The organism is Exiguobacterium sp. s95, assembly GCF_018618655.1.
GTDB classification, from domain to species: domain Bacteria; phylum Bacillota; class Bacilli; order Exiguobacteriales; family Exiguobacteriaceae; genus Exiguobacterium_A; species Exiguobacterium_A oxidotolerans.
In genome coordinates this window covers 294,523-315,651 of sequence record NZ_JACSMM010000001.1, presented here as the reverse complement: position 1 = coordinate 315,651, position 21,129 = coordinate 294,523, and the positions used below count along the sequence as shown (strand labels likewise).

General features: G+C 49.0%; 25 protein-coding genes. 13 read left to right on the top strand and 12 right to left on the bottom strand.

The window, feature by feature from the left end; translation table 11 throughout:
* Positions 1-26 precede the first annotated feature (26 nt).
* On the bottom strand, positions 27-1,487 hold the full coding sequence (gene bglA, locus KNP99_RS01790) for a 6-phospho-beta-glucosidase BglA (RefSeq protein ID WP_215193010.1): 1,461 nt from the start codon (positions 1,485-1,487) through the stop codon (positions 27-29).
* A 167-nt stretch (positions 1,488-1,654) separates the two neighbouring features.
* Here bglA and KNP99_RS01785 point away from each other — a divergent pair, with 167 nt between their 5' ends.
* Positions 1,655-2,365: a GntR family transcriptional regulator gene (locus KNP99_RS01785; protein WP_214769328.1), complete on the top strand. Its 711-nt coding sequence runs from the start codon at positions 1,655-1,657 to the stop codon at positions 2,363-2,365.
* Between the two features lie 13 nt (positions 2,366-2,378).
* Positions 2,379-2,825, top strand: coding sequence for a hypothetical protein (locus KNP99_RS01780; RefSeq protein ID WP_214845631.1), 447 nt, complete (start codon positions 2,379-2,381; stop codon positions 2,823-2,825).
* 183 nt (positions 2,826-3,008) lie between these two features.
* Here the strand turns inward: KNP99_RS01780 and KNP99_RS01775 are convergent, their stop codons facing one another.
* The 3 genes from KNP99_RS01775 to KNP99_RS01765 all read right to left on the bottom strand — a co-directional run bounded on the left by KNP99_RS01775 (position 3,009) and on the right by KNP99_RS01765 (position 5,866).
* Complete coding sequence (locus KNP99_RS01775) at positions 3,009-4,211, bottom strand: cation:proton antiporter (RefSeq protein WP_251133033.1); 1,203 nt, start codon at positions 4,209-4,211, stop codon at positions 3,009-3,011.
* A 203-nt stretch (positions 4,212-4,414) separates the two neighbouring features.
* Positions 4,415-5,503, bottom strand: a complete 1,089-nt coding sequence (locus KNP99_RS01770) for a flavin monoamine oxidase family protein (protein WP_214765916.1) — start codon at positions 5,501-5,503, stop codon at positions 4,415-4,417.
* Positions 5,504-5,578: 75 nt separating this feature from the next.
* Positions 5,579-5,866: a hypothetical protein gene (locus KNP99_RS01765; RefSeq protein ID WP_214765914.1), complete on the bottom strand. Its 288-nt coding sequence runs from the start codon at positions 5,864-5,866 to the stop codon at positions 5,579-5,581.
* A gap of 285 nt (positions 5,867-6,151) precedes the next feature.
* Between KNP99_RS01765 and KNP99_RS01760 the strand changes: the two genes are divergently transcribed.
* On the top strand, positions 6,152-6,730 hold the full coding sequence (locus KNP99_RS01760; RefSeq protein ID WP_214765913.1) for a TetR/AcrR family transcriptional regulator: 579 nt from the start codon (positions 6,152-6,154) through the stop codon (positions 6,728-6,730).
* A gap of 30 nt (positions 6,731-6,760) precedes the next feature.
* Complete coding sequence (locus KNP99_RS01755; RefSeq protein ID WP_214769333.1) at positions 6,761-7,948, top strand: MFS transporter; 1,188 nt, start codon at positions 6,761-6,763, stop codon at positions 7,946-7,948.
* 50 nt (positions 7,949-7,998) lie between these two features.
* On the opposite strand, the gene KNP99_RS01750 is transcribed toward KNP99_RS01755, so the two are convergent.
* The gene (locus KNP99_RS01750) at positions 7,999-8,178 is read right to left on the bottom strand and encodes a DUF2171 domain-containing protein (protein WP_214765909.1); all 180 of its coding nucleotides are present in this window, start codon (positions 8,176-8,178) and stop codon (positions 7,999-8,001) included.
* A 196-nt stretch (positions 8,179-8,374) separates the two neighbouring features.
* Here KNP99_RS01750 and KNP99_RS01745 point away from each other — a divergent pair, with 196 nt between their 5' ends.
* Positions 8,375-8,584 (top strand): helix-turn-helix transcriptional regulator, encoded by a 210-nt coding sequence (locus KNP99_RS01745; RefSeq protein ID WP_214769335.1) that lies wholly within the window; start codon positions 8,375-8,377, stop codon positions 8,582-8,584.
* Positions 8,581-9,057 carry a DUF2178 domain-containing protein gene (locus KNP99_RS01740; protein ID WP_088837008.1) on the top strand — a complete coding sequence of 159 codons (477 nt, stop codon included), beginning with the start codon at positions 8,581-8,583 and terminating at the stop codon, positions 9,055-9,057. The genes KNP99_RS01745 and KNP99_RS01740 overlap by 4 nt, the downstream gene beginning before the upstream one ends.
* A gap of 12 nt (positions 9,058-9,069) precedes the next feature.
* On the opposite strand, the gene KNP99_RS01735 is transcribed toward KNP99_RS01740, so the two are convergent.
* Complete coding sequence (locus tag KNP99_RS01735) at positions 9,070-9,486, bottom strand: GNAT family N-acetyltransferase (RefSeq protein WP_214845629.1); 417 nt, start codon at positions 9,484-9,486, stop codon at positions 9,070-9,072.
* 152 nt (positions 9,487-9,638) lie between these two features.
* Between KNP99_RS01735 and KNP99_RS01730 the strand changes: the two genes are divergently transcribed.
* The 4 genes from KNP99_RS01730 to KNP99_RS15395 all read left to right on the top strand — a co-directional run bounded on the left by KNP99_RS01730 (position 9,639) and on the right by KNP99_RS15395 (position 12,737).
* A complete protein-coding gene (locus KNP99_RS01730; RefSeq protein ID WP_251133032.1) occupies positions 9,639-10,175 on the top strand; it encodes a GNAT family N-acetyltransferase in 537 nt (178 codons plus the stop codon).
* A gap of 265 nt (positions 10,176-10,440) precedes the next feature.
* Positions 10,441-11,742, top strand: coding sequence for an alkaline phosphatase (locus tag KNP99_RS01725; protein ID WP_483299359.1), 1,302 nt, complete (start codon positions 10,441-10,443; stop codon positions 11,740-11,742).
* A gap of 11 nt (positions 11,743-11,753) precedes the next feature.
* Positions 11,754-12,392: a DUF4352 domain-containing protein gene (locus KNP99_RS01720; RefSeq protein WP_214845626.1), complete on the top strand. Its 639-nt coding sequence runs from the start codon at positions 11,754-11,756 to the stop codon at positions 12,390-12,392.
* 219 nt (positions 12,393-12,611) lie between these two features.
* Entirely contained in the window at positions 12,612-12,737 is a 126-nt protein-coding gene (locus KNP99_RS15395; protein WP_256441644.1) for a hypothetical protein, read from the top strand.
* A 91-nt stretch (positions 12,738-12,828) separates the two neighbouring features.
* On the opposite strand, the gene KNP99_RS01715 is transcribed toward KNP99_RS15395, so the two are convergent.
* The 5 genes from KNP99_RS01715 to KNP99_RS01695 all read right to left on the bottom strand — a co-directional run bounded on the left by KNP99_RS01715 (position 12,829) and on the right by KNP99_RS01695 (position 17,095).
* Positions 12,829-14,493, bottom strand: a complete 1,665-nt coding sequence (locus KNP99_RS01715) for an FAD-dependent oxidoreductase (protein WP_214845623.1) — start codon at positions 14,491-14,493, stop codon at positions 12,829-12,831.
* 12 nt (positions 14,494-14,505) lie between these two features.
* On the bottom strand, positions 14,506-15,810 hold the full coding sequence (locus KNP99_RS01710) for an arsenic transporter (protein ID WP_088838476.1): 1,305 nt from the start codon (positions 15,808-15,810) through the stop codon (positions 14,506-14,508).
* A 94-nt stretch (positions 15,811-15,904) separates the two neighbouring features.
* Positions 15,905-16,213 carry an ArsR/SmtB family transcription factor gene (locus tag KNP99_RS01705; RefSeq protein ID WP_214765897.1) on the bottom strand — a complete coding sequence of 103 codons (309 nt, stop codon included), beginning with the start codon at positions 16,211-16,213 and terminating at the stop codon, positions 15,905-15,907.
* 94 nt (positions 16,214-16,307) lie between these two features.
* Positions 16,308-16,550, bottom strand: a complete 243-nt coding sequence (locus tag KNP99_RS01700) for a hypothetical protein (protein WP_029333604.1) — start codon at positions 16,548-16,550, stop codon at positions 16,308-16,310.
* Positions 16,547-17,095, bottom strand: coding sequence for a GNAT family N-acetyltransferase (locus KNP99_RS01695; protein ID WP_088837002.1), 549 nt, complete (start codon positions 17,093-17,095; stop codon positions 16,547-16,549). The genes KNP99_RS01700 and KNP99_RS01695 overlap by 4 nt, the downstream gene beginning before the upstream one ends.
* Before the next feature lie 192 nt (positions 17,096-17,287).
* On the opposite strand from KNP99_RS01695, the gene KNP99_RS01690 reads away from it, so the two are divergent.
* Both KNP99_RS01690 and KNP99_RS01685 read left to right on the top strand, forming a co-directional pair.
* Positions 17,288-17,467: a hypothetical protein gene (locus KNP99_RS01690; protein ID WP_214808043.1), complete on the top strand. Its 180-nt coding sequence runs from the start codon at positions 17,288-17,290 to the stop codon at positions 17,465-17,467.
* Positions 17,468-17,500: 33 nt separating this feature from the next.
* Positions 17,501-18,085: a VanZ family protein gene (locus KNP99_RS01685; protein ID WP_214845621.1), complete on the top strand. Its 585-nt coding sequence runs from the start codon at positions 17,501-17,503 to the stop codon at positions 18,083-18,085.
* A gap of 87 nt (positions 18,086-18,172) precedes the next feature.
* On the opposite strand, the gene KNP99_RS01680 is transcribed toward KNP99_RS01685, so the two are convergent.
* Positions 18,173-19,879 carry a methyl-accepting chemotaxis protein gene (locus tag KNP99_RS01680; RefSeq protein ID WP_214845619.1) on the bottom strand — a complete coding sequence of 569 codons (1,707 nt, stop codon included), beginning with the start codon at positions 19,877-19,879 and terminating at the stop codon, positions 18,173-18,175.
* Positions 19,880-20,044: 165 nt separating this feature from the next.
* Between KNP99_RS01680 and KNP99_RS01675 the strand changes: the two genes are divergently transcribed.
* A complete protein-coding gene (locus KNP99_RS01675; RefSeq protein WP_088836998.1) occupies positions 20,045-21,097 on the top strand; it encodes a C45 family autoproteolytic acyltransferase/hydrolase in 1,053 nt (350 codons plus the stop codon).
* Positions 21,098-21,129: the final 32 nt, after the last annotated feature.

The window sequence follows — 21,129 nt, the reverse complement described above, 5'->3', positions numbered from 1 at the left end:
CCCGGTATAGGTGGAGGCTTATCGATTTACTGTTGTGTCGCTTTGTCGTACGACAACTCCTGTCCGTTCGTCGCAATGACCTGTTTGTACCAGTCGAATGAGTCTTTTTTCATCCGTTCCATCGAGCCGTTGCCTTCATTGTCGCGGTCGACGTAAATCATCCCGTAGCATTTTTTCATCTCACCCGTCGTAAACGAGACGATGTCGATGATGCCCCATGGCGTGTAGCCCATCAGTTCGACGCCGTCTTCCGTGACCGCTTCCGTCAACGCTTCGATGTGAGTCTTCAAGTAATCAATCCGCGCTGCATCGTGAATCTTGCCGTCCTCAATCGTATCGACAGCCCCAAAGCCGTTTTCGACGATGAAGAGCGGGAGTTGGTAGCGGTCATACAACCGGTTCAGGACGTAACGGAGTCCGACCGGATCAATCGCCCAGCCCCAGTCGCTCGACTGGATGTACGGATTCTCGACGCCGTTCGCGAGACCGCCGTTGACGATGTTCCCCGTATTGTTGACCGTCGCATCATGCTTGACCGTTGTCGACATGTAATAACTGAAGCCGATGTAGTCGACCGTCCCGTTTTTCAGAATCTCGTCATCGCCGTCGAGGATCGGAATCTGATAGCCTTCCCGTTCGAACTCTTTTAAGGCATAGTTCGGATAATAACCGCGTGCCTGAACATCCGGGAAGAAGTAACGTTGACGCATCGATTTTTCCGCCAGCATGACGTCTTTCGGATGTGAGGAATACGGATAGACCGGGACGTGGGAAATCATCGCTCCGATTTGGAAATCGGGATTGATTGCTTTCCCTTTCGCGACAGCAAGGGCGCTGGCAATCAGTTCGTGGTGACCGGTCTGGTACATGACTTCCATCGCATTTTCGCCCGGTTCGACTTTGACACCGGAGTTCGTCCAGAGGAACAACGGATTCTCGACATCCATCTTGTTGTTGATTTCATTAAACGTCATCCAGTACATGACTTTATCTTTGTAGCGTGTGAAGCAGACTTCAGCAAAGCGTTCGAAGAACTCAGCAACTTTCCGGTTGCGGAACCCGCCGTATTCGCGCGCGAGGTGGAGCGGCATTTCAAAGTGCGATAACGTGATGATCGGCTCGATGCCGTGTTTAATCAACTCGTCAAAGACATTATCATAAAACTGCAGTCCCGCTTCGTTCGGTTCCGTTTCGTCCCCGTTCGGGAAAATCCGGCTCCAGCCGATCGATGTCCGGAGACACTTCAATCCCATCTCGGCGAATAAGGCAATGTCTTCTTGATAGCGGTGATAAAAATCGATCGCCTCATGGTTCGGGTAAAACGTCCCCTCTTCAATCGTATCGGTAATTCGGCGGGCGACGCCATGCGCGCCTGCCGTCATGACATCGACGACACTCGGCCCTTTGCCGCCGGCGTTCCAGCCACCTTCAAATTGATGCGCAGCCAGTGCGCCGCCCCATAAAAAGTCGTTTGGTAATGCTTTCATCTTCAAGTCCTCCCTAATAATCGAGATGTATACCTTTATTATCATCATAATTGTACATGCACAATTAATCAATACACATTTAATCTTAAAAAACATGTTTACAAATATCGTCTTTTTATTATGATATAGTTGCGATATAACAATTTTTATGTAAATGAGGGTGAACCATGCTGAAATATGAACAAACGGCGACGGAAATCGAAGCCTACATCGAACAGAATGCGTTACAGCAAGGCGATAAATTACCGGTTCTCGATCAATTGATCCGACAATTTGAGGTCAGTAAAACGACGATGACGAAAGCGCTCGAACTGCTGGAACGAAAAGGAATCATCTTTCAAGTTCGCGGCAGCGGCATTTTTGTCCGCAAAAGTAATCGGAAAGGGTATTTTAATCTCTTCTCGACACAAGGCTTCAAGCAAAACTTAATCGATTATGATATCACGTCGCGTTTACTCGAACTTGAAGTCATTGCCTGTCCGGAGAATCTCGCTCATAACCTTGCCATTACACCTGGGACAGACATCTATTTCGTCAAACGGATCCGCTACATTGACGGACGGCTTCTCTGCCTCGAAGAATCCTATTACGTAAAAGCACTCGTCCCATACTTGAACCGGGAAATCGTCGAACAGTCGATTTTCGAGTATCTTGAGACGGCACTCGGACTGAACATCGGCTTTTCCGACATGTACATGCACGTCGGCAAATTGCCGGAGACGATTGCGGAACATTTGGAACTTGAAGCCGGTGATCCGGCATTGACGGTCGAGACGATCTTCCACTTGTCGAACGGTCGTCCGTTCGATTATTCCGTCATCACCTATCATTACGAACACTCGCAATTCGTCGTTCAGGCGAACGGGTTGTATTTATGAGGGGGATGATCGCATGAATGAAGAAGTGCTTTTCTATTACGCGCTTTTCGCAGGTGGTATCGTCTGTATAGTGCTGAGTGTGTTGTTATATTTTTGGCTCCGTGAGGATACTGGCATCGAATTTTCCACGTTCGGCCGACTCGTTTTAATGTGTTTATTCGGTGTGGGACTGGTTTGGTATACGGCTCCAAGCCTGAAGTACGTCTTTTATCATGACTATGCGACAACTAAAGGAATGTGTACGGTGGAATACGATGATCAATCCAGCCCGCGGACGATTGATCTTTATTATGATGAAACAGGTGACTATTTCAGTTTCTTCGATCGTGCCGATCTCGGCGCTTACGGACCGGACGTCCCGTATACCTGCCACGTGACAACGACAAAAGATCATGAATTTGAAATTTTTTACCGGATTTACGATTTCAAAACGGGCAAGTTATTACATTCGTCTGAATGACTGGTCATGTAGAGAAAACTGCATGATTGCGGATTTGATGATTTCCGTTTTTGGAACAACTTAAGATCATCCGTTTTTCTTGTCTTTATGAACACTCGCAATGTTGAGGCGAACGGGTTGTATCTGTAAACGCAAAAAAGCAGACACGATCCAAGTACTTTTTGGACAGTGTCTGCTTTTTTATTATCGTTTATGCCGCTTACTCAAGAAAATCGTCAGCGGATAAATACCGATACTTTGGACAATCAACGACAGGACGATTACAGCAAACGATAAGGAAATCAACACATCATATTGCGCTGAGACCGTTTTTTCGAGCCATAGTAACAACGCGACAGACATCGATCCTTTAATCCCGGCTGCCGTAATGATTGAGATCGTCGAAAAGTCGTCGCGAAATTCACCTTTCCAGGCCGGTACGGCATAAATGAAGCCGCTGACCATGATGAACCGTGCCAACAAGGTGAGACCAAAAATGATCAACGCCAGTCCCCATTGTGAAAAAACTAAGTATCCAGCTGCTTGAATCCCAATCAGTAAGAATAAAATCGATAAAAATGTTGGTTTGATGATGTTCCAAAATCCATCCAATGATGCTTTAATTCCCTTCTCCTCATCCGCTTTTTCGATTTCGTAAGACAAGAAAATCCCCAAAATGACCGTGGTGAGAACACCTGAGACACCAAGCGCTTCCGCAAGATAAAATCCACCGTACGACATGACGATACTCAACATCACTTGATATTCTTTTTGCTTCGTCAAGTGAATGATTTTACTTAAAATCCATCCGAGCAAGAAACCAATCAGAATTCCGCCAAACGAAACAAGCATAAATTGTTCGATAAATGTCGTGAAATTAAAACGTTCCCCCGTTTGAAACATCGTTAATAAGATCGTAAACAAAACGATACTCGTCCCGTCATTGACCATCGATTCTCCTTCCACGATATCGGCGAGTTGTTCGTCCCCTGTACTTTTTTTGATGATGGACGTCACCGAGACCGGATCGGTCGGAATCAAGATGGCGGCAAGGAGCAGCGAAGCCGTCAGCGAAAGTGAAATGAACAGATTCGAGATCCAGTAAATTGAGACACCGAGTAATAAGGCCGTCACAATCAACCCAATCGTGCTGAACGCCGTAATAATACCCCAATTATTTTTCAACTGTTTAATCGGAAACTGATACGCTGCCGTAAACAGGAGCGCCGGCAAAAACACTTCAAATACGATTTCCTTTGATAGATGAAGCGAAGAAAAATAGGAGATAAATGAAAGACCCAGTCCAATCACGACGAGCACCATCGGAACAGGAATCATTTTTTGTTTTAAATCGATTGTGTAAATTACGTAGCCGATCAATAAGAGAACTAATATCTGTTGCGTCATCACGTCGCCCTCCCTGCATGCTGAACCCAAAAAATAATATATTTCCCTATACCTTTGCACTAATTAAATAAAACAAGTAACACATCATACCAGTTTGTAATGAAAATCGTGAAATGACTTTTTCTCTACAATAATTACTTAGCAAAAAAACGCCCCCGATTGTCGAGGACGCCCATGACAATATTTAAGAGCATTACAACAAATCACCCATGCCGCATCGTCCATTCAGCGACGACCCGCTTCGCCGACCGGAGCGCCCCTTCGACATGGCCACCAAACGCACTATCCGTTTCCGTTCCGGCAAGATAAAGCCGGCCTTGCCAGTTTGCGTCGACTGCGATGGGCCGATACTGCGGAAATTCCGTTAACGGACGGGCATCTGCAGGCGTCGCCGTATCAAGGTCTTGCGCCCAGTCATAATAGAACACTTCCCGCGGATGACGGGCTGCTTCGCCGTACATCGTGATAAGTTGCTCGAGTATGCAGGCTTTAACCGCTTCCGTCCCGAGTGACTGACGCTCTTCTGCCGTCAGCCGTAGGAAACCGAACAAGGCACCCGGTCCGCGCTGCGGTGATGCATCATGAATTTCCTGCATGGCGCCGACCCAGCTCATCCCAAACCCGGACAGACCCGCTTCGCGCCAAAACGGCGTGTCATAGACGACAAGTGCTTTTGCTTGTCCGGCCATCCAGGTCGGGGTCGTTTGCAGTTTCTCCCGCGTCGTCTCGGAAAACGGCGGTTCGATTGCGACTCGCTCGACAAGACGGGGTGGAAGGGCAACCACGACACTATCATACGTTTCTGAAGTCATCCGTCCGTCTTTGATTGACGTAACGATTACTTGCTGTCCCGTCCGCTCAAGTTTCGTGACGCGTGTCTGTAAGCGGAGCGATGCCGCCGGGAGTTGTGACGCAATCGCTGTCACGAGTGCTTCCATTCCTCCCGCTAACCGCTTCGACGGGACGATACTGTCCGGTGCCAGCAGATGATGTTCGATGGCTCCTGCTTGCCGTTCGAGTACCATCGCGCCCGTCGTGTGTTGGGCGAATGCCGTCAGGCCGAGTTCGGCGACAAGATCCGTGATGACCGTTTCCGTATCCGGCCAGTACCATGTCGGTCCGAGGTCAAAGCGGTCTGCCTCGTCTCCATGCGTACCCGCCACGCTTACAATACGTCCGCCGATCCGGTCCCGTGCTTCATAGACGGTGACCGCTTGCCCCATCTGTTGTAAAAGCGATGCTGTATAAAGCCCGCTGACGCCTGCTCCGATGATTGCGATGGATTGTGTCATCTTGATTCTCCTTTGCTACGAACGGACGAATTGCTCCTGTCCTTACTTATTGTAGCAAGTGTACCTTGTTCCGACTCAATCCTCCAAACGCTCGAACTCGACTAAACGGACAGGCTTAACATATACTTCCTCGTCGAACGTCGTCAGCGAAACGAATGTCTCGCCTTTGCGATAGAGAATTTTAGCTCCTTCTTGATTCACTTTCTTCCAGCCGTCACGATTCAAGCGTGCTGCATACAGGAGTCCCGGTCCGTCTGTTTCTGAAGCAAGTTGCGTCGCGTAGTGTTGCCCGTTCGCACCCGTTTGCTCCGTCGCAAAGCGCGGAATCGGGAACGAACTGACAGATGTACCTTCTTTGAACAATAGGGATATCACCCCGTAATACGTTCCACCTAGCAAAAAGGCCAGCAAGATGATAGATATTATTCTGTTATTTATACGATCAGCCCCCTGATTGCTCGTTTAACATGACATCCATCATTTCAGATGTCTCTACAAATCAAATCACAAGAATATTCCTAATAATATCCATTGTTGCACCCCCTTTAGTTTTACTCAAGTTATTCTTTGAGGCATTTTCCTGTTCAAGTAGCAAACCAGATGCTACAGTATTTTTATAAACTAACGACCGTTAGGAAGGTGAATGATTTGAAAGCTGCACAATTAATCCCGACCGCTTTGCGCCACTTCGCGAGTCACGGCTACGAAGGGGCCTCCTTAAACGACATCGCCCAGGAAGTCGGTATCAAGAAACCATCCATCTATGCCCACTATTCCGGAAAAGACGATCTCTTTTTGAAGACGATGGCGTACGCGCTCGGTGAACAGAAAAAACACCTCGCGTCCTACTTCGTCGAGACACGGCAGTTGCCGCTCGAAGCATCGCTAAAAGGATTTTTCGACTGGTTCATCGAGGAAAGCAACCAAAACGACCAAATGAAGTTCATCCTTCGCATCGCGTACTTCCCGCCCGTCAAACTGGAGCATGAAGTGACAGCGTTGATCAATCCGTTTTTCGATTCGATCCATCGTCACCTTGCACGCTTATTTCGCGAACGCGACCGGACGGAGCAGATTCTCTACTCCGAAGACTATACGAGCGGCGCACTCGCCTATTTGACGGTTGCGGAAGGAACGATGACAGAACTCGTCTATAACGGGATTGACGCCTACCAACAACGACTCACTGCCGTCTGGCCGATTTTTTGGCGCGGACTCGTCCGTTAAGAAGTCAAATCAGAAACTGAGGTTCAAATCATGCAAAACAACAAACTCATTTTAGGTACACTTTTACTCAATCTGTTCATCGCCTTTTTAGGGATCGGACTCGTCATTCCCGTCACCCCGACGATCATGAATGAATTGAACATCTCCGGCTCGACGGTCGGCTATATGGTGTCGGCGTTCGCCTTTGCCCAACTGATTCTCTCGCCGCTTGCCGGACGCGCCGTCGACAAGTATGGACGAAAGCCGATGATCATCATCGGCTTGTTCATCTTCAGCATGTCGGAACTGTTATTCGGTCTCGGACAGACGGTCGAAGTCCTGTTCGCTTCGCGCATCCTAGGGGGAGTCAGTGCCGCCTTCATCATGCCGGCCGTGACGGCGTTCATCGCCGACATCACGACGAATGAGACGCGTCCGAAGGCGCTCGGCTATATGTCGGCCGCCATTTCGACCGGCTTCATAATCGGACCGGGGATCGGCGGCTTTCTCGCTGACATCGGGACACGGGTTCCGTTTTTCTTTGCCGCGACGTTCGGGATGATTGCGATGATTTTGTCTGTCTTCACGTTACGTGAACCGGAACGTCATTATGCCGATGCGCCGACTGTCAAACAAGCGGCCGGCTTCTCAAAAGTCTTTTCCCCCCTCTATTTCGTCGCTTTTTTGGTCCTGTTGATTTCGTCATTCGGTCTCGCCTCGTTCGAATCGCTGTTCGCCCTGTTCGTCGACCGGAAGTTCGGCTTCACGGCGAAGGACATCGCTCTCGCGATTTCCCTCGGAGCGATTGTCGGTGTCATCGTCCAAGTCGGCCTGTTCGACCGCTTGACGCGGTGGTTCGGTGAAATTCGCCTGATCCGTTACAGCTTAATCGTCTCGACCGCCCTCGTCCTCGTCATGACGTACGTGACGAGTTACTTCGCAATCATCCTTGTGACGATGGTCGTCTTCGTCGGATTCGACTTGATGCGTCCTGCCGTCACGACCTATCTGTCGAAGATTGCCGGCGATGAACAAGGTTTCGTCGGCGGAATGAACTCGATGTTTACGAGTGTCGGGAACATCCTCGGACCGATTGCGGGTGGACTCCTGTTTGATGTCAATCTCAACTACCCGTTTTATTTCGCGACGATCGTCCTGACGGTCGGCATCATCTTGACGTTCTTTTGGCGTCAACCGAAACTGTCGGTCGACTCGGGCGCAACGAAACTGTCATCGTGAACATGAAGAAGCGTTCCCCTGAACTAAGGGAGACGCTTCTTTTTAATGCATTAAGATGATTGCTGATAACTAGTATTCGATAAATTATCTTCGACTGATCTGACCCACTCGACCGGGACATATAATGATTTTGCAATGGCTTCATCCGTTTTTCCAAGCTTCCGTAACGTTTTGACGATGCGCATGCGGCGTGCGAGCTCCCTTTGATCCGGAATACATTCAGGCAACATTTAATTCCCCCCCTTTTTCTGTCCCGATGCCGTCGAAGTGATAAAGTACATATTACCCGAATTTTGTCAGACTATTCTGTTTTAGTCAGACTCCGCGAATTTTCGATAAATGAGACGAAAAAATAATAAGTATAGTTCACTTTACAAAATGTAAAACGAACTATACAATATGTTCATGAAAGAAAGGAGTGTCCCGATGAAACTTTCGAATCGCGTCAAAGCATTACGGCGCCAAACGGACTGGACGCAAGAACAATTCGCTGACTTGATCGGCGTCACGCGCCAGACCGTCATCTCACTCGAAAAAGGAAGCTATACCCCGTCCTTGTTACTGGCGATGCACATCGCCCGGATCTTTGACCGACCAATCGAAGACATCTTTTATTTGGAGGAGGAATCACTTTGAAACGTGTCATCATTCAATCGAGCTTAAACATTTGTCTGTTCTATCTGTTAGCTGCTTTCGTCAGTTCTGTACACGATCAACTTGAAGTGTTTAACGATGATCCCGTCCGCGGTACCGGATTCAACATCACATTGGAACTTCCGCTTGTTCTTCCGATGATACTCATCGCTGTTTTACTAACCGTTATGGGGTATCTGACTCGGACCAACAAAAAAAGTACGTTTTCCGAATGGTCCGTCGGGATGACTGAATTTTCCGATCAGGACGAGCGCGAGGAAGTCATCACAGGTAAGGCGACACGTGTTGCCTATTCAACATTTTTGTCCACACTCCCTGTCCTGATGATTCCGTTTTTATTTTACGTCCAACTCGTTGAAGGTTTTCCGAACTTTCCCTTCTACGCCATCGCGACCGTCTTATCGCTCGGCACACTGTCCTATCTGATTGCTTGGATTTATTATTACAAGAAATAAGGATCAACTCATTTAAAGTAATTTTTTATAGAAGTATTGTGTCATCCCTTCGACCGGATGATCGTCTAAACGCCCGTATTCGACGTACCCGTTTTTTTCATAGAAGCCGGGTGCCTGAAAACTGAACGTGTCGAGGATGACTTTGCTGCAGGCACGTTCGTTGGCATAGGCTTCGACCATGCTCAATAATTTGCTGCCGTATCCGCCGCCTTTGACGGACTCGTCGAGCCACAAGAAAGAGACGTGGACGTGGTTCCAGCTGTATTCACCTGTCAATCCGCCTTTAATCTCGCCACCTTCCTTTAAAAGAAAACAGATTTGTTCCGTCTCATGTTGAACCGCTAGCGGAACTTTCGTTTTGTTGAAGCCGATCAATTGTTCGCGAATGTATTCGCGGTCCTCCGTTGAACCATGTTGTATCTCTAACATCTCTATCCATCCTTTCCAATCTGTTTCTAGTCTATCATGTGTCGATCTAGACAATCTTCGTTTGTCTTAATGGAAATAATTTACATTTTTAAATTATTTATGGCATTCTTAAGGGGGACGATTTTGATTTTACTAGTTTGGAGGCGAATATGATGGATCCAATTGACGCGAACATTCAATCTGTAACGTACACGATTCGTCCGGTAGAGCCTACGGATGCACGACAGCTTGCTTTACTGCGCGCGAGACTCGATGCAGAAACGGATCACTTTGACCGATTCCCGGGCGAAGACGTACTTGATGAAAAGGGATTTCTGCAATTGATTCAGCATGAGACCGGTATTCCCCACTCCCTGCTCGTCGCTGAAGTGGATCGACAACTCGTCGGTTATGCCCGCTGTGTCGGTTTCCCCTTGCGTCGGTTCGCACATAAAGCCGACTTCGGCGTCGGGGTCGTCCGTGACTTTTGGGGGCAAGGCATCGGGCGGGCTCTCTTACAGACGACACTTGACTGGGCACGGTCGGTCGAACTGCAAAAGATTCAATTGACCGTCGTCGAGACGAATCAAGGGGCCGTTCGTTTGTATCAGACAACCGGGTTTCAAGTCGAAGGACGACTCAAGCACGACCGACTGCTTGCGGACGGCTTGTATTATGATACGATTTTGATGGGCTTACTCCTCGTTTAACACGCTTCACACTAACTAGCCGACGGCTTCGCTGACTAGTTTTTCATATTTTTGTTTCGTAAGACATGCCAACTCCTTTTTCTTAGCTCCTTGTCATTACTTCTTCATAATTGTTTACATTTTTCTCATATTCCGTTCATATTCCTTCAGTAGGATGATGAATGTAGGCAATACATACTGTTCTTTAAATGACCAAGGAGGAATTATCATGAAACTGAAACGACTGATCCCGATTCTCGCCCTATCAACCTTATCGCTCAGCACGATGGTATCGACACCGGATGTCGATGCCAAAAGCAAATACAAGAAGACGCCGGAAATCCGCAACGTCATCTTTTTAATCGGTGACGGGATGGGTGTTTCCTATACGTCGGCGCACCGCTACTTAAAAAATGATCCGACGACGACCGTCGCCGAAAAAACTGCCTTCGACCAGTATCTCGTCGGTCAGCAAATGACCTATCCGGAAGATCCGGCACAAAACATCACCGACTCTGCCTCTGCTGCAACCGCGATGTCTTCCGGCGTCAAGACGTATAACGCAGCGATTGCCGTCGACAATGATAAGTCTGAAGTCAAGACCGTCCTTGAAGCGGCGAAAGAACGCGGTAAGTCGACGGGACTCGTCGCGACGTCAGAAATCACCCATGCGACACCGGCTTCGTTCGGCGCTCATGACGAAAATCGGAAAAACATGAACGCGATCGCAGATGATTACTTTAAGGAACGGATTAACGGGAAACATAAGATTGATGTTTTACTCGGCGGCGGCAAATCCAACTTCATCCGTCCGGATGTCGATTTGACGAAAGCATTCAAAAAAGACGGTTACGGATACGTGACGGATCTTGACGAATTAAATGCCGACCGCAACAAACAAGTCCTCGGTCTGTTTGCCGATGGCGGTTTAGCAAAACGGATCGACCGTGAAAATAGCGTTCCCTCATTGGAGCAAATGACGAATGCGGCGATTAAACGACTCGATACGAACAAAAAAGGCTTCTTCCTGATGGTCGAAGGGAGTCAAATCGACTGGGCCGGACATGATAATGACATCGTCAGCGCGATGAGTGAAATGGAAGATTTCGAACGGGCGTTTAAAGCGGCAATCGCCTTCGCGAAAAAGGACAAGCATACGCTCGTCGTCGCGACGGCCGATCATTCGACGGGTGGCTATTCAATCGGGGCAGACGGAATTTATAACTGGTTCGCCGAGCCGATTAAAGCAGCAAAGAAAACACCCGACTTCATGGCTGAAAAAATCGTTTCCGGCGCCGATGTCCGCAAGACCTTGACGACGTACATCGATCAACAAAAATTGGCTTTGACGGAAGAGGAATTCACTTCGGTCGAACGAGCTGCTGCCTCTAAGAACGTGACAGACGTCGATAACGCGATTGAAGAAATCTTCAATCAACGGTCGCACACGGGTTGGACGACGGGCGGACATACGGGAGAAGACGTTCCCGTCTATGCCTATGGACCGGCTAAAGACCGGTTTGCCGGACAAGTCGACAATACGGATCACGCCAAAATCATTTTTGATCTCTTGAAAAAGAATAAATAAGGAGGTCCACCATGAAGCGACTCCTGCTCTCGATCACGCTTGGAACCATCCTTGCCGGATGTAGTGATTCTTCAGCTGATCTGCCGGCACCACCCGTCACACACACCTCAGTCGCACTTGAAAAGACGGACGTCTATGTGCCGAACCCGCAATTGCCGGACGACCGGATGTTGACGAAACGGAATCAGACGGTTCGTGACGATAAAGGTGAATTGACGTTACAACAGATCCAGTCCGTCAAACAAACTCACTCGATTGGACCGATCAACATGACGATCGAGGAAGTAAAAGTTATTCAGACCCGTCCGAGTTACGCGATGATTGATTTCTTTCACGGCTTCACCCATGAAGAAGCATTCGATATGGTGAAGACCCGCGTCACGGTTACGAATACGAGCAAGCAACCGGTCACGTTCAACCCGGTTGCTCATGTAAAAATCAATCAATCGACAGAAAAAACAATTGATGATGACCTGTACCTCGAAGCATTGGCCGGGACATATGAGCCATCGGAACAGCGCAGCGGCAACCTTGGTTTCATCACGGAACGTCCCGTTGAAAAACTCGAGTTTTTGACGAGTGACGTCCTTGATGCGCAGCAGCAGGTCATTAAAAAAGGTCAACCTTTCACAGTGACGCTACACGATTAATTCAACAGACAAGACAAAGAACCACGTTCCGACTGGCGGAGCGTGGTTCTTGCAGACTGTAGACAAAGTGCTATCGGGAGATCGCGCGTCTGTTTTCGTTGCTTTCCTCGGGCGAGGCGCAAGCCGTTGCTCCTTCGTCCTAACGGACAACGAGCAGGGTCTTGCCTGCCTCTGAACGTGCGTTAAAAACGCACTTTTTCCCGTAGGAGTCAACGAAACGTGACGTTTTTAGGGAATATCGTGACGGAAAGCCGGGCATGCAGCTTTGCTGTAGCGGCGCGGAAGATTGCCGCTTTGAAGACGAGGCGAGACAAGGAAGCGCGAACGGATTGCCTCTCGTTATAGCATGTTCACGCTTCATGATAGTTTGTCTGCACGCTGAAAGAACCACATTCCGTCAGACGGAGCGTGGTTCCTGTTTATGCGATTTTTGCGCTTATTTCTTAGAAAAACAATGCTTCAGGTGCTGATAGTTCGTATTTCCACCGGACAAGTTACAGACATCCGTAAACCCGAGATTTTTGAGCACGTTTTGCGCTGCATTGCCGGTGACGCCTTTATTACAATAGACGACCGTCGGGATGGATGGATCGAGTTCCGCAGCCCGCGTCCGCAGTTCGCCGAGCGGGATATGAACCGCGCCGTCGACATGATTCTTCTCGAACTGTTTTTTCGACCGCGTATCGATGATTTGAATCGATTCTTCCGTCGCTGTTTGCTCGACCAATGTTTCCGGTGTCACTAAGCGGGCGGTCTTCTTAATCGCATTATCAAGTGCCATCCCCGTGTAGAGGACGGGATCTTTTGTCGTCGAGAACGGCGGGGCATAGGCAAGATCGAGGTGGAATAAGTCTTCCGCTTTCGCCTTGAACGTGATTGCCGTCGCGAGGACATCAATCCGTTTGTCGACGCCTTGCGGTCCAACGATTTGTGCCCCGAGGACCCGTCCCGTTTCACGGTCAGCAATCGCTTTGATGACCATGTCCTTTCCGCCCATATACTCGGGACGGTCCGGTTTAATGTTGTGTAAAATCTCAATATCGAATCCGGCGGCAAGGGCTTCTTTTTCCGTCAAGCCGGTTTGGGCGACCGTCAAATCGAATGCCTTGAAAATCCCCGTCCCGAGAATGCCGCGATGTGCCGCCTCTTCCCCGGTGATGACCATCCCGGCAATCCGACCCATCTTGTTCGCTGTTGAACCGAGCGGCCGATAGATTGCTTCTCCCGTAATGACGGAAAAGCTCTCTGCGACGTCTCCGACGGCGTAGACATCTTTCACGTTCGTCTGCATTTGCGGATTGACGGCAATCGCCCCCGTCTGACCGAGTGTGACGCCGATTTGCGTCGCCAGTTCCGTGTTCGGTTTGACGCCGACCGAGAGGATGACGAAATCCGTCGCAATCGATTTTCCGCTCGCGAGTTCGACTTGCGTGACTTCGCCTTCGCCCGTCAATGCCGTGACGGATTCATTTAACAACAGCCGGACCCCTTTACTTTCAAGATGATCACCGACACGCGATGCCATATCAAAATCAAGCGGCGGCATGACTTGCGGCAGCCGTTCGACGAGCGTGACGGCAATGCCGCGATACGTCAATTGTTCCGCCATCTCAAGTCCGATGAATCCACCACCGACGATCGTGACCGTCTTCGGATCGTGTTGCTCGATGTACGTACGGATCGCACCGGCGTTCTGGACGTTCCGGACGGAAAAGACGTTTGGTGCATCAACACCGGGAAATGGCGGAATGATGCTTGAGGCACCTGTCGCGAGGACCAGCGTATCGTACGTATCCTCGAAGCGTTCACCCGTTACGCCATTTAAGATGGTCGCCGTCTTCGTCTGATGATTGATTGATTCGACTTCATGTCGGGTCTTGACGTCGATGTTGTAACGTTTTTTAAAGAATGCCGCGTCCCGTGGTGTCAAGGTATCGATGTCTTCGATCTCACCACCGACGAAGTACGGGATGCCGCAACCCGAGTACGAGATGTCTTGATCGCGGTCATAAATCGTAATTTGTAGTGATTCGTCGTTCCGACGGGCTTTCGCGCCGACCGATGTTCCGGCAGCAACTGAACCGATGATGAGTAGTTTCATGAATAATCCCCCTTAGTAAAGTAACAAGCTGATGTAAAGACCGAGTAAGGTGATCGCAAGCGTCGGAACCGTTAAAATCGTTCCAATCTTAACGTATTGTCCCCACCCAATTTTAACACCTTTTGTCCGTAAGACGTGTAACCAAAGTAACGTCGCAAGACTCCCGATCGGCGTGATTTTCGGACCTAAGTCGGAGCCGATGACATTGGCATAAATCAAGGCCTCCCGAATCGATCCTGTTGCCTGACTGAGATCGATCGCGAGTGCATCAATCATCACGGTCGGCATATTGTTCATGATCGATGACAAAATGGCAGCGAGGAAGCCCATCCCGAACGTCGCAGCGGCGAGATTTGTCGCAAACCCATCGATGATGTCCGCTAAAAATTGCGTCAGACCGGCATTTTGCAGACCGTAAACGACGATGTACATCCCGAGTGAGAAGAAGACGATTGCCCATGGTGCACCGGCGATGACTTGTTTCGTCGGGACACTTGGTGAACGGCGGGCCATCAGTAAGAAGAACAAGGCGATGACGCCGGCAACGAGACTGACGGGAATCCCGATGAGATCACTCGTGAAGTAACCGACGACAAGCAGCACGAGGACCACCCATGATAATTTGAACATTCGCTGATCTTTGATTGCCGCGCGTGGTGCGACGAGTTGTGTCACGTCATAAGTCTTCGGAATACTCTTACGGAAGTAAAGATAAAGTACGAGTAAACTCCCGGAAACTGCAAAGACGTTGACGAACACCATCCGCGCCGCATAGTCCGTAAAGCCGATGTCAAAGAAGTCGGCCGAGACGATGTTGACGAGGTTCGAAACGACGAACGGCAGACTTGCCGTATCGGCGATGAAGCCGGACGCGAAGACATACGCGAGGACGACATAATCCGGTAACTTTAAGTGCCGGACCATCGCGAGGACGATCGGTGTCAAAATCAACGCGGCGCCGTCATTTGCGAACAAGGCAGCGACCCCTGCACCAAGCAGCGTCATGTAGATGAACAATTTCAATCCGCCGCCTTTGGCGATTCGTGCCATATGTAAGGCGGCCCATTCAAAGAATCCGATCTCGTCTAAAATCAGCGAGATGATGATCAGCGCGATAAAGGTAAAGGTCGCGTTCCAGATGATGCCCCAAACGGTCGCGACATCGTCAAGATTGACGACGCCGGTCAGCAAGGCGATGATGGCCATCCCGATCGCCGAATAACCGATCCCGAGACCTTTTGGTTGTTTGATGATTAAAAATAACGTGATTAAAAAGATTCCAATCGCAAGTACGTGTGTTCCAGTCAAAATCGTCACTTCATTTCTATAAAAAATTTTAATTTCAGCAACTTTACATAACAACCTTGTTATATAAGGACGCTGTCGACCAACCGAAAAGTGACCTTTCCGGTCAGCACATATTTCCTTCCGTCAAGGACGGTCGTTCGAGTGTTGCTAAAATCGTCACGAGCAATGCATAGTGTGAATGGTCCGGATTAAGCCGAAAATGAATCCACTGACGATCGCGTCGTTCTAAGATGATGTGCGCTTGCCGTAATAATTTCAAATGCCGGCTGATTGCCGGCTGGGATATGCCATACACATCGACGAAATCACAGACACAGTGTTCACGCTCTTGCAGGCGATTCAACATATCAAGCCGGATTCCGTCACTCAGCAATTTCAAATAGGCACTGACTGTTTCGACGTCTGTGTTCAATGGCCCCTCGCCTCCTCCTCTTTTCCTATGCCACGTGTTCTAACATAAACAGTCTATTATATAACTAACTCGTTATTCAATGATTTTTAAAAGATTATTTTTTGTTCTGTGTAAAGGATGTGAACGCCGGTAGATTGACGACCAAAAAATAAAGCGCGAATGCAATCAAAAAGAATACGGTGAAGGACAACAATTTTTCATCATGTAAAAACAATGTCCGGTCGATGTGCAGGTGCCCGGTTTTATCAATCGCGACCGGCATCGTCACCAGTGTTAAAAAAATACCGCCCATCAGGAAAAGTCCAAGTATGTTGAAATACCGTTGCGGTGTTTTCATGATTGCACCACCCAGTCCGGTTGAATTATCGAAAACAAACACCCATCATGCGAACGTCCACCTTGATAGAGATAACCCCGCAGTTTGCCTTCTTGAACGAACCCTTGTTTTTCGAGGAGATGGATTGACGCGACATTATCCGGGAAGGTGACGGCTCCGACACGGAATAAATCAAGTTCTTCAAACGCATACCTCAAAATTACCCGGACCGCTTCCGATGTATAGCCTTTCCCCCAATAAGCGGGACTTAATTCGAAACCGATTTCTGTTTTCTTGCTGTATTCACTCAAGTGATTAAAGCCGATCGTCCCGATGAACGCTCCGGTTTCCTTGTCGACCATCCCCCAGCGGATGCCGCGTCTTGTTTTATAAGTGTCGTCAAACGACTTGACGATCATGGTTCCCTGTTCGGCGGACGTCAACGGGTCCATCCCGTAAAAGCGCGTCACTGCCTCGTCCGATAAGATTTCAAATAATGCTTCCGCATGGTCGGGTGTTACTTCGACGAGCTGTAATCGCTCCGTTTTTAAAACGGGAAAAGTCATGTTCATTCCTCCGATTTTTCATTTACTGTCCTTAAAAGCATATTACGGCACTCCCGCTCAAAATCCCTGCTTTTTCCACAAAAACAATGTTAATTCCTAATAATGAAAGACGAATGGGTTTTTGTTGTGTTATCCTATTTTTGGTCTTTTATTCCCATTTCACAAATTCAATAGTCTAGGAGGTAGATGTGTTTGAATACAAAACTAGCATTCATCTTATGCCTCATGCTTGTAGCTGGATTTCGCGTCATCCATCTGTTTGATTTGCCTTATTGGATGCAGCAATTCTATGGTGTGTTTTATCTTATCACGACAGGAATCATCGCATTCATGTTATGGAAACAAAAAAAAGCGAAACGCGTCCAACCTTAAGGGCGACAATTTATCTATGTAAAGGAGCATCATATGCCATCCATCTCATTTCCCGTTTTCACCCTGCTCGGACTACTCGGATTATTGATGTATGCCGGATTTGATTTCAGAAGACAGGCATTTAATCACTTAGGCAAACGAAGTATCATGTACAGCTTTCTCGTGTACGCGATTGTCGTCGTCCACTTGACAATCGGTTTCGTTTATTTCCCTCCGCAAGCAGGATCAATCGATATTCAGTTGCGCCCTTTCCACTTTATTAACGATTGGATGCTTGCAGGACAGCAAGGCAATTGGTTCTTTTGGAATTCAGTAAAGTTGACTGCTTATAACTTCCTTTTGTTCCTGCCGCTCGGCGTCTATCTTGTGGTCCTTTTCAAAATACGGTTCACAACAGGGTTGCTGTTCCTTTTTCTGACGAGCTTTGTGATTGAAACGCTGCAATTTGTCTTCAGTTATGCCGGTCTGCTGTTCCGCCGTACCTTCAACGTTGATGATCTATTGCTGAACACACTCGGTGGCGCGCTTGGTATGTTCGTCGCTTACATGGCTGTCCGATTCATGCTGACGAAATTCAACCAGTTCCCGAAGCGAACGGATAAAACTAAAATTTCGTAACCAATAAAAACGACGGATGCCTTTCGCTGTAATAGCGTCGCATCCGTCGTTTTTGTATGATCTTATCTTTCACGATCCGAAATCGATTCAAACTTGAAACCGGTCCGCTAGTCCTTTTAAATCCTCTGCCATCGTCGCAAGCGACTGGGAGGCCGATGAAATTTCCTGCATCGATGCCATCTGTTCTTCCGTCGACGCTGAAATGTTCTCCGTTCCGGCAGCAGCACTTTCCGTGACGCCCTGGATTTCCCGCATGACGGCCGCGATTTGTTCGCTGCCCGCTGCCATTTCCTGAACAGCACCGGATACTTCTTCGACTTGATCGGTCACGTCGACGATCGAGCGCTCGATTTCCTTGAACGAATCACTCGCTGCTGCGACGACGTGAATCCCGCTCGTCATCTCGCCTGATACCTTCTCCATCGAGACGACGGAATGTTCCGTCTCCCGCTGAATGACTTGAATCAATCCTTCGATTTGCTTCGCCGCAACCGCCGATTGTTCAGCGAGCGCCTTGACTTCTGCTGCGACGACGGCGAATCCGCGCCCTTGCTCCCCGGCACGTGCCGCTTCAATCGCTGCATTTAAGGCAAGTAAGTTCGTTTGCGCGGCGATGCCCGTGATCGACGCCGTAATCTGCCCGATTTCTTTTGAGCGACCACCGAGTCCGACGATGACGTGTCCAAGTTCCGTGACGTCCGTATTGATTTGTTCCATTTGTCGGCCGAGTTTGTCGACGACTTGACTGCCTTGCTCGACTTTCCCCATCGCGTCGCCGGTCACGTCAGACATCTGTTGCGCATTCCGCGCGACTTGGCGGATGCCGGACGTCAATTCCTCGACCGTTCGTGACGCGCCCGAGACTTGACCTAGTTGTTGTGTCGATCCGCTCGCGATTTCTTCCATTGTCACGGCGACGAGTTCCGTTGCTTTCGTCGTCGCTTCCGCGTTCGCACTCAGTTCGTCCGATGCTTTCGCGACGTGGTTCGACGTTCCCGTCATCTCGACGATGACATGATGCAACTGTTCCGTCATCGTATTGAACGATGCTGTCAATTGACCAAGTTCATCTTTTGAATTGTAATCACCACGTACCGTCAAATCACCATCACCCGACTGTTCCATCCAGCCTTGGAGTGAACGGATCGGTCGCGTGATTAAGCGAATGATGTAGAGCGCTAAAATCGCAAACAGAAGCAACGATCCGATGAAAATTGCCGCCATTAAGTAAAAGGCTGTCTGTTTCTCTGCCTGATTTTGTTCGTTGATCGACTTCGCTTGATTCGTCATCGATTTCATTAAGCTTGCTGCCGTATCGGCGACTTGATCACGAACTTGTTCGAGGCCAGTAGAGTATGTTTGATAGGCTTCTTCTTTATTGCCTTCGATCGCTAAACTTTGAATCGTACTGAGTCCATTGTCGTAGGCGATGACAAGATCATTCAATTCCACGAGTTGTTTTCTTTCACGGGCACCAATGTTCGCCGTCCGCTCAAATTTAGTAATCGATGTCCGGATCTGTGCTTGGCGTTGATCGATTTGTCCCTCCAGTTCTTCGAGTCGTGCCGGATCTTTCGTCAACATCATCTCGGCGAGGAACGAATCGAGCGCCCGGGTATCAATCCGAATCTGTCCGACTTCTTGAACCGGGATTAAGTTTTCTTCGTACATCGCTTCAGATGCATTGGCCATCTGATTTAAAAAGTAGATACTTGCACTCGTAATCAGGACCATCGCGACGATTGCCGTTGCAATCAACATTTGAATCTTTCTTCGTACCGTCAAATTTTTCATCCATCTTCCCCCTCCCTTTTCTATATCGGTAAAATGAAGCGATGTTTGACTCTTTTTACGGAATTTTTCCAATCCATGATGTGTTACCGCCAATGCGTCGGCTACGACTTTTGTTAAGTCGTTCGGTATAATCGGCAGTACGAGAAGCAGAAAGGATGAGTCGTCATGCAACAGGTCGCTAATGAAATCACCCAGTTTCGCGGCACCCACTACGAGTTCGGCCGTGAACAAGGACGGTACGTCAAACAAAATGAATTACTCCATAACCGGGAAGACAACTGGAAGATTCGGGTTCCACGCTTTCAGGTCGACCCGGGCGAAACAAAAGAAATGTTCCTGCGGTATGTCCCGCACATGTGGGATGAAATCCTCGGACTCCAAGATGAACTTGAACTGTCGCTTGAAGACACATTGCTTCACTTTGGTCATTACCGCGTCGAAGGTCCGAAAAGCGGCTGTTCGATCATGACGGGCGATAATTTTTTAGTCCGCAATTATGATTATCATCCGATGACCTACGACGGACGGTTTTCCGTTTTCCAACCGACGGACGGCGGGTCTGCCATTATCGGACCCGCGTCCCGCGTGACCGGACGGATGGACGGGATGAACGAACATGGACTGGCGATGGGCTACAACTTCATCAACCGGCGACGCCCCGGAGACGGTTTCGTAAGTTTCATGATTGGCCGGATCATCCTTGAGACATGTACATCGGTCGAAGACGCGATTTCGCTCGTCAAGGAATTGCCGCACCGCGGTTCTTTCACCTACGTCGTCCACGATAAGTCGGCCCGCTCGTTCGTCATCGAAGCGACGGCACGCGACATCGAAGTCCGGGAGACGAATCTCTGTACGAACCATTTTGATTTACTGCAACACGAAAACCGGTTCCATCTCGATGACTCGAAACGACGGATGATGGAAATGAAGTCGCACCAGCACTTGATTCAAGATGCGGAGTCTGCCTTCCGTCTGCTCAACGATACCGATAAAGGGGTCTTTTCCGAGCTCTACTCCCACTGGGCCGGAACGATTCATACGTCGGCGTATTTCCCGGAGGACTTGAAGGTCTGGTTCGCGCTCGGTGGTGACCAAGAGCCGGTCGAGTTCGATTTCCGCGACTGGTTGGCCGGCAACGACTTTGCTCTGAAACGCATCGAAGGAGAACTTGAGACCGACATCCAGTTCGCGAACACGTTACAGACGTGGCGCTGAACGCATTCAACTAACAAAAAGCACGAAAGCAG

Bases quoted from the DNA above. Each gene is read 5' to 3' on its own strand.
- KNP99_RS01725 (WP_483299359.1), top strand. From the start codon at position 10,441: ATGGTATCGACACCGGATGTCGATGCCAAAAGCAAATACAAGAAGACG.
- KNP99_RS01770 (WP_214765916.1), bottom strand. From the start codon at position 5,503: ATGACACAATCCATCGCAATCATCGGAGCAGGCGTCAGCGGGCTTTAT.
- KNP99_RS01735 (WP_214845629.1), bottom strand. From the start codon at position 9,486: ATGTTAGAGATACAACATGGTTCAACGGAGGACCGCGAATACATTCGC.
- KNP99_RS01745 (WP_214769335.1), top strand. From the start codon at position 8,375: ATGAAACTTTCGAATCGCGTCAAAGCATTACGGCGCCAAACGGACTGG.
- KNP99_RS01675 (WP_088836998.1), top strand. From the start codon at position 20,045: ATGCAACAGGTCGCTAATGAAATCACCCAGTTTCGCGGCACCCACTAC.
- KNP99_RS01785 (WP_214769328.1), top strand. From the start codon at position 1,655: ATGCTGAAATATGAACAAACGGCGACGGAAATCGAAGCCTACATCGAA.
- KNP99_RS01715 (WP_214845623.1), bottom strand. From the start codon at position 14,493: ATGAAACTACTCATCATCGGTTCAGTTGCTGCCGGAACATCGGTCGGC.
- KNP99_RS01685 (WP_214845621.1), top strand. From the start codon at position 17,501: ATGCCATCCATCTCATTTCCCGTTTTCACCCTGCTCGGACTACTCGGA.
- KNP99_RS01750 (WP_214765909.1), bottom strand. From the start codon at position 8,178: ATGTTGCCTGAATGTATTCCGGATCAAAGGGAGCTCGCACGCCGCATG.
- KNP99_RS01780 (WP_214845631.1), top strand. From the start codon at position 2,379: ATGAATGAAGAAGTGCTTTTCTATTACGCGCTTTTCGCAGGTGGTATC.
- KNP99_RS01680 (WP_214845619.1), bottom strand. From the start codon at position 19,879: ATGAAAAATTTGACGGTACGAAGAAAGATTCAAATGTTGATTGCAACG.
- KNP99_RS01730 (WP_251133032.1), top strand. From the start codon at position 9,639: ATGGATCCAATTGACGCGAACATTCAATCTGTAACGTACACGATTCGT.
- KNP99_RS01755 (WP_214769333.1), top strand. From the start codon at position 6,761: ATGCAAAACAACAAACTCATTTTAGGTACACTTTTACTCAATCTGTTC.
- KNP99_RS01720 (WP_214845626.1), top strand. From the start codon at position 11,754: ATGAAGCGACTCCTGCTCTCGATCACGCTTGGAACCATCCTTGCCGGA.
- KNP99_RS01700 (WP_029333604.1), bottom strand. From the start codon at position 16,550: ATGAAAACACCGCAACGGTATTTCAACATACTTGGACTTTTCCTGATG.
- bglA (WP_215193010.1), bottom strand. From the start codon at position 1,487: ATGAAAGCATTACCAAACGACTTTTTATGGGGCGGCGCACTGGCTGCG.
- KNP99_RS01695 (WP_088837002.1), bottom strand. From the start codon at position 17,095: ATGACTTTTCCCGTTTTAAAAACGGAGCGATTACAGCTCGTCGAAGTA.
- KNP99_RS01775 (WP_251133033.1), bottom strand. From the start codon at position 4,211: ATGACGCAACAGATATTAGTTCTCTTATTGATCGGCTACGTAATTTAC.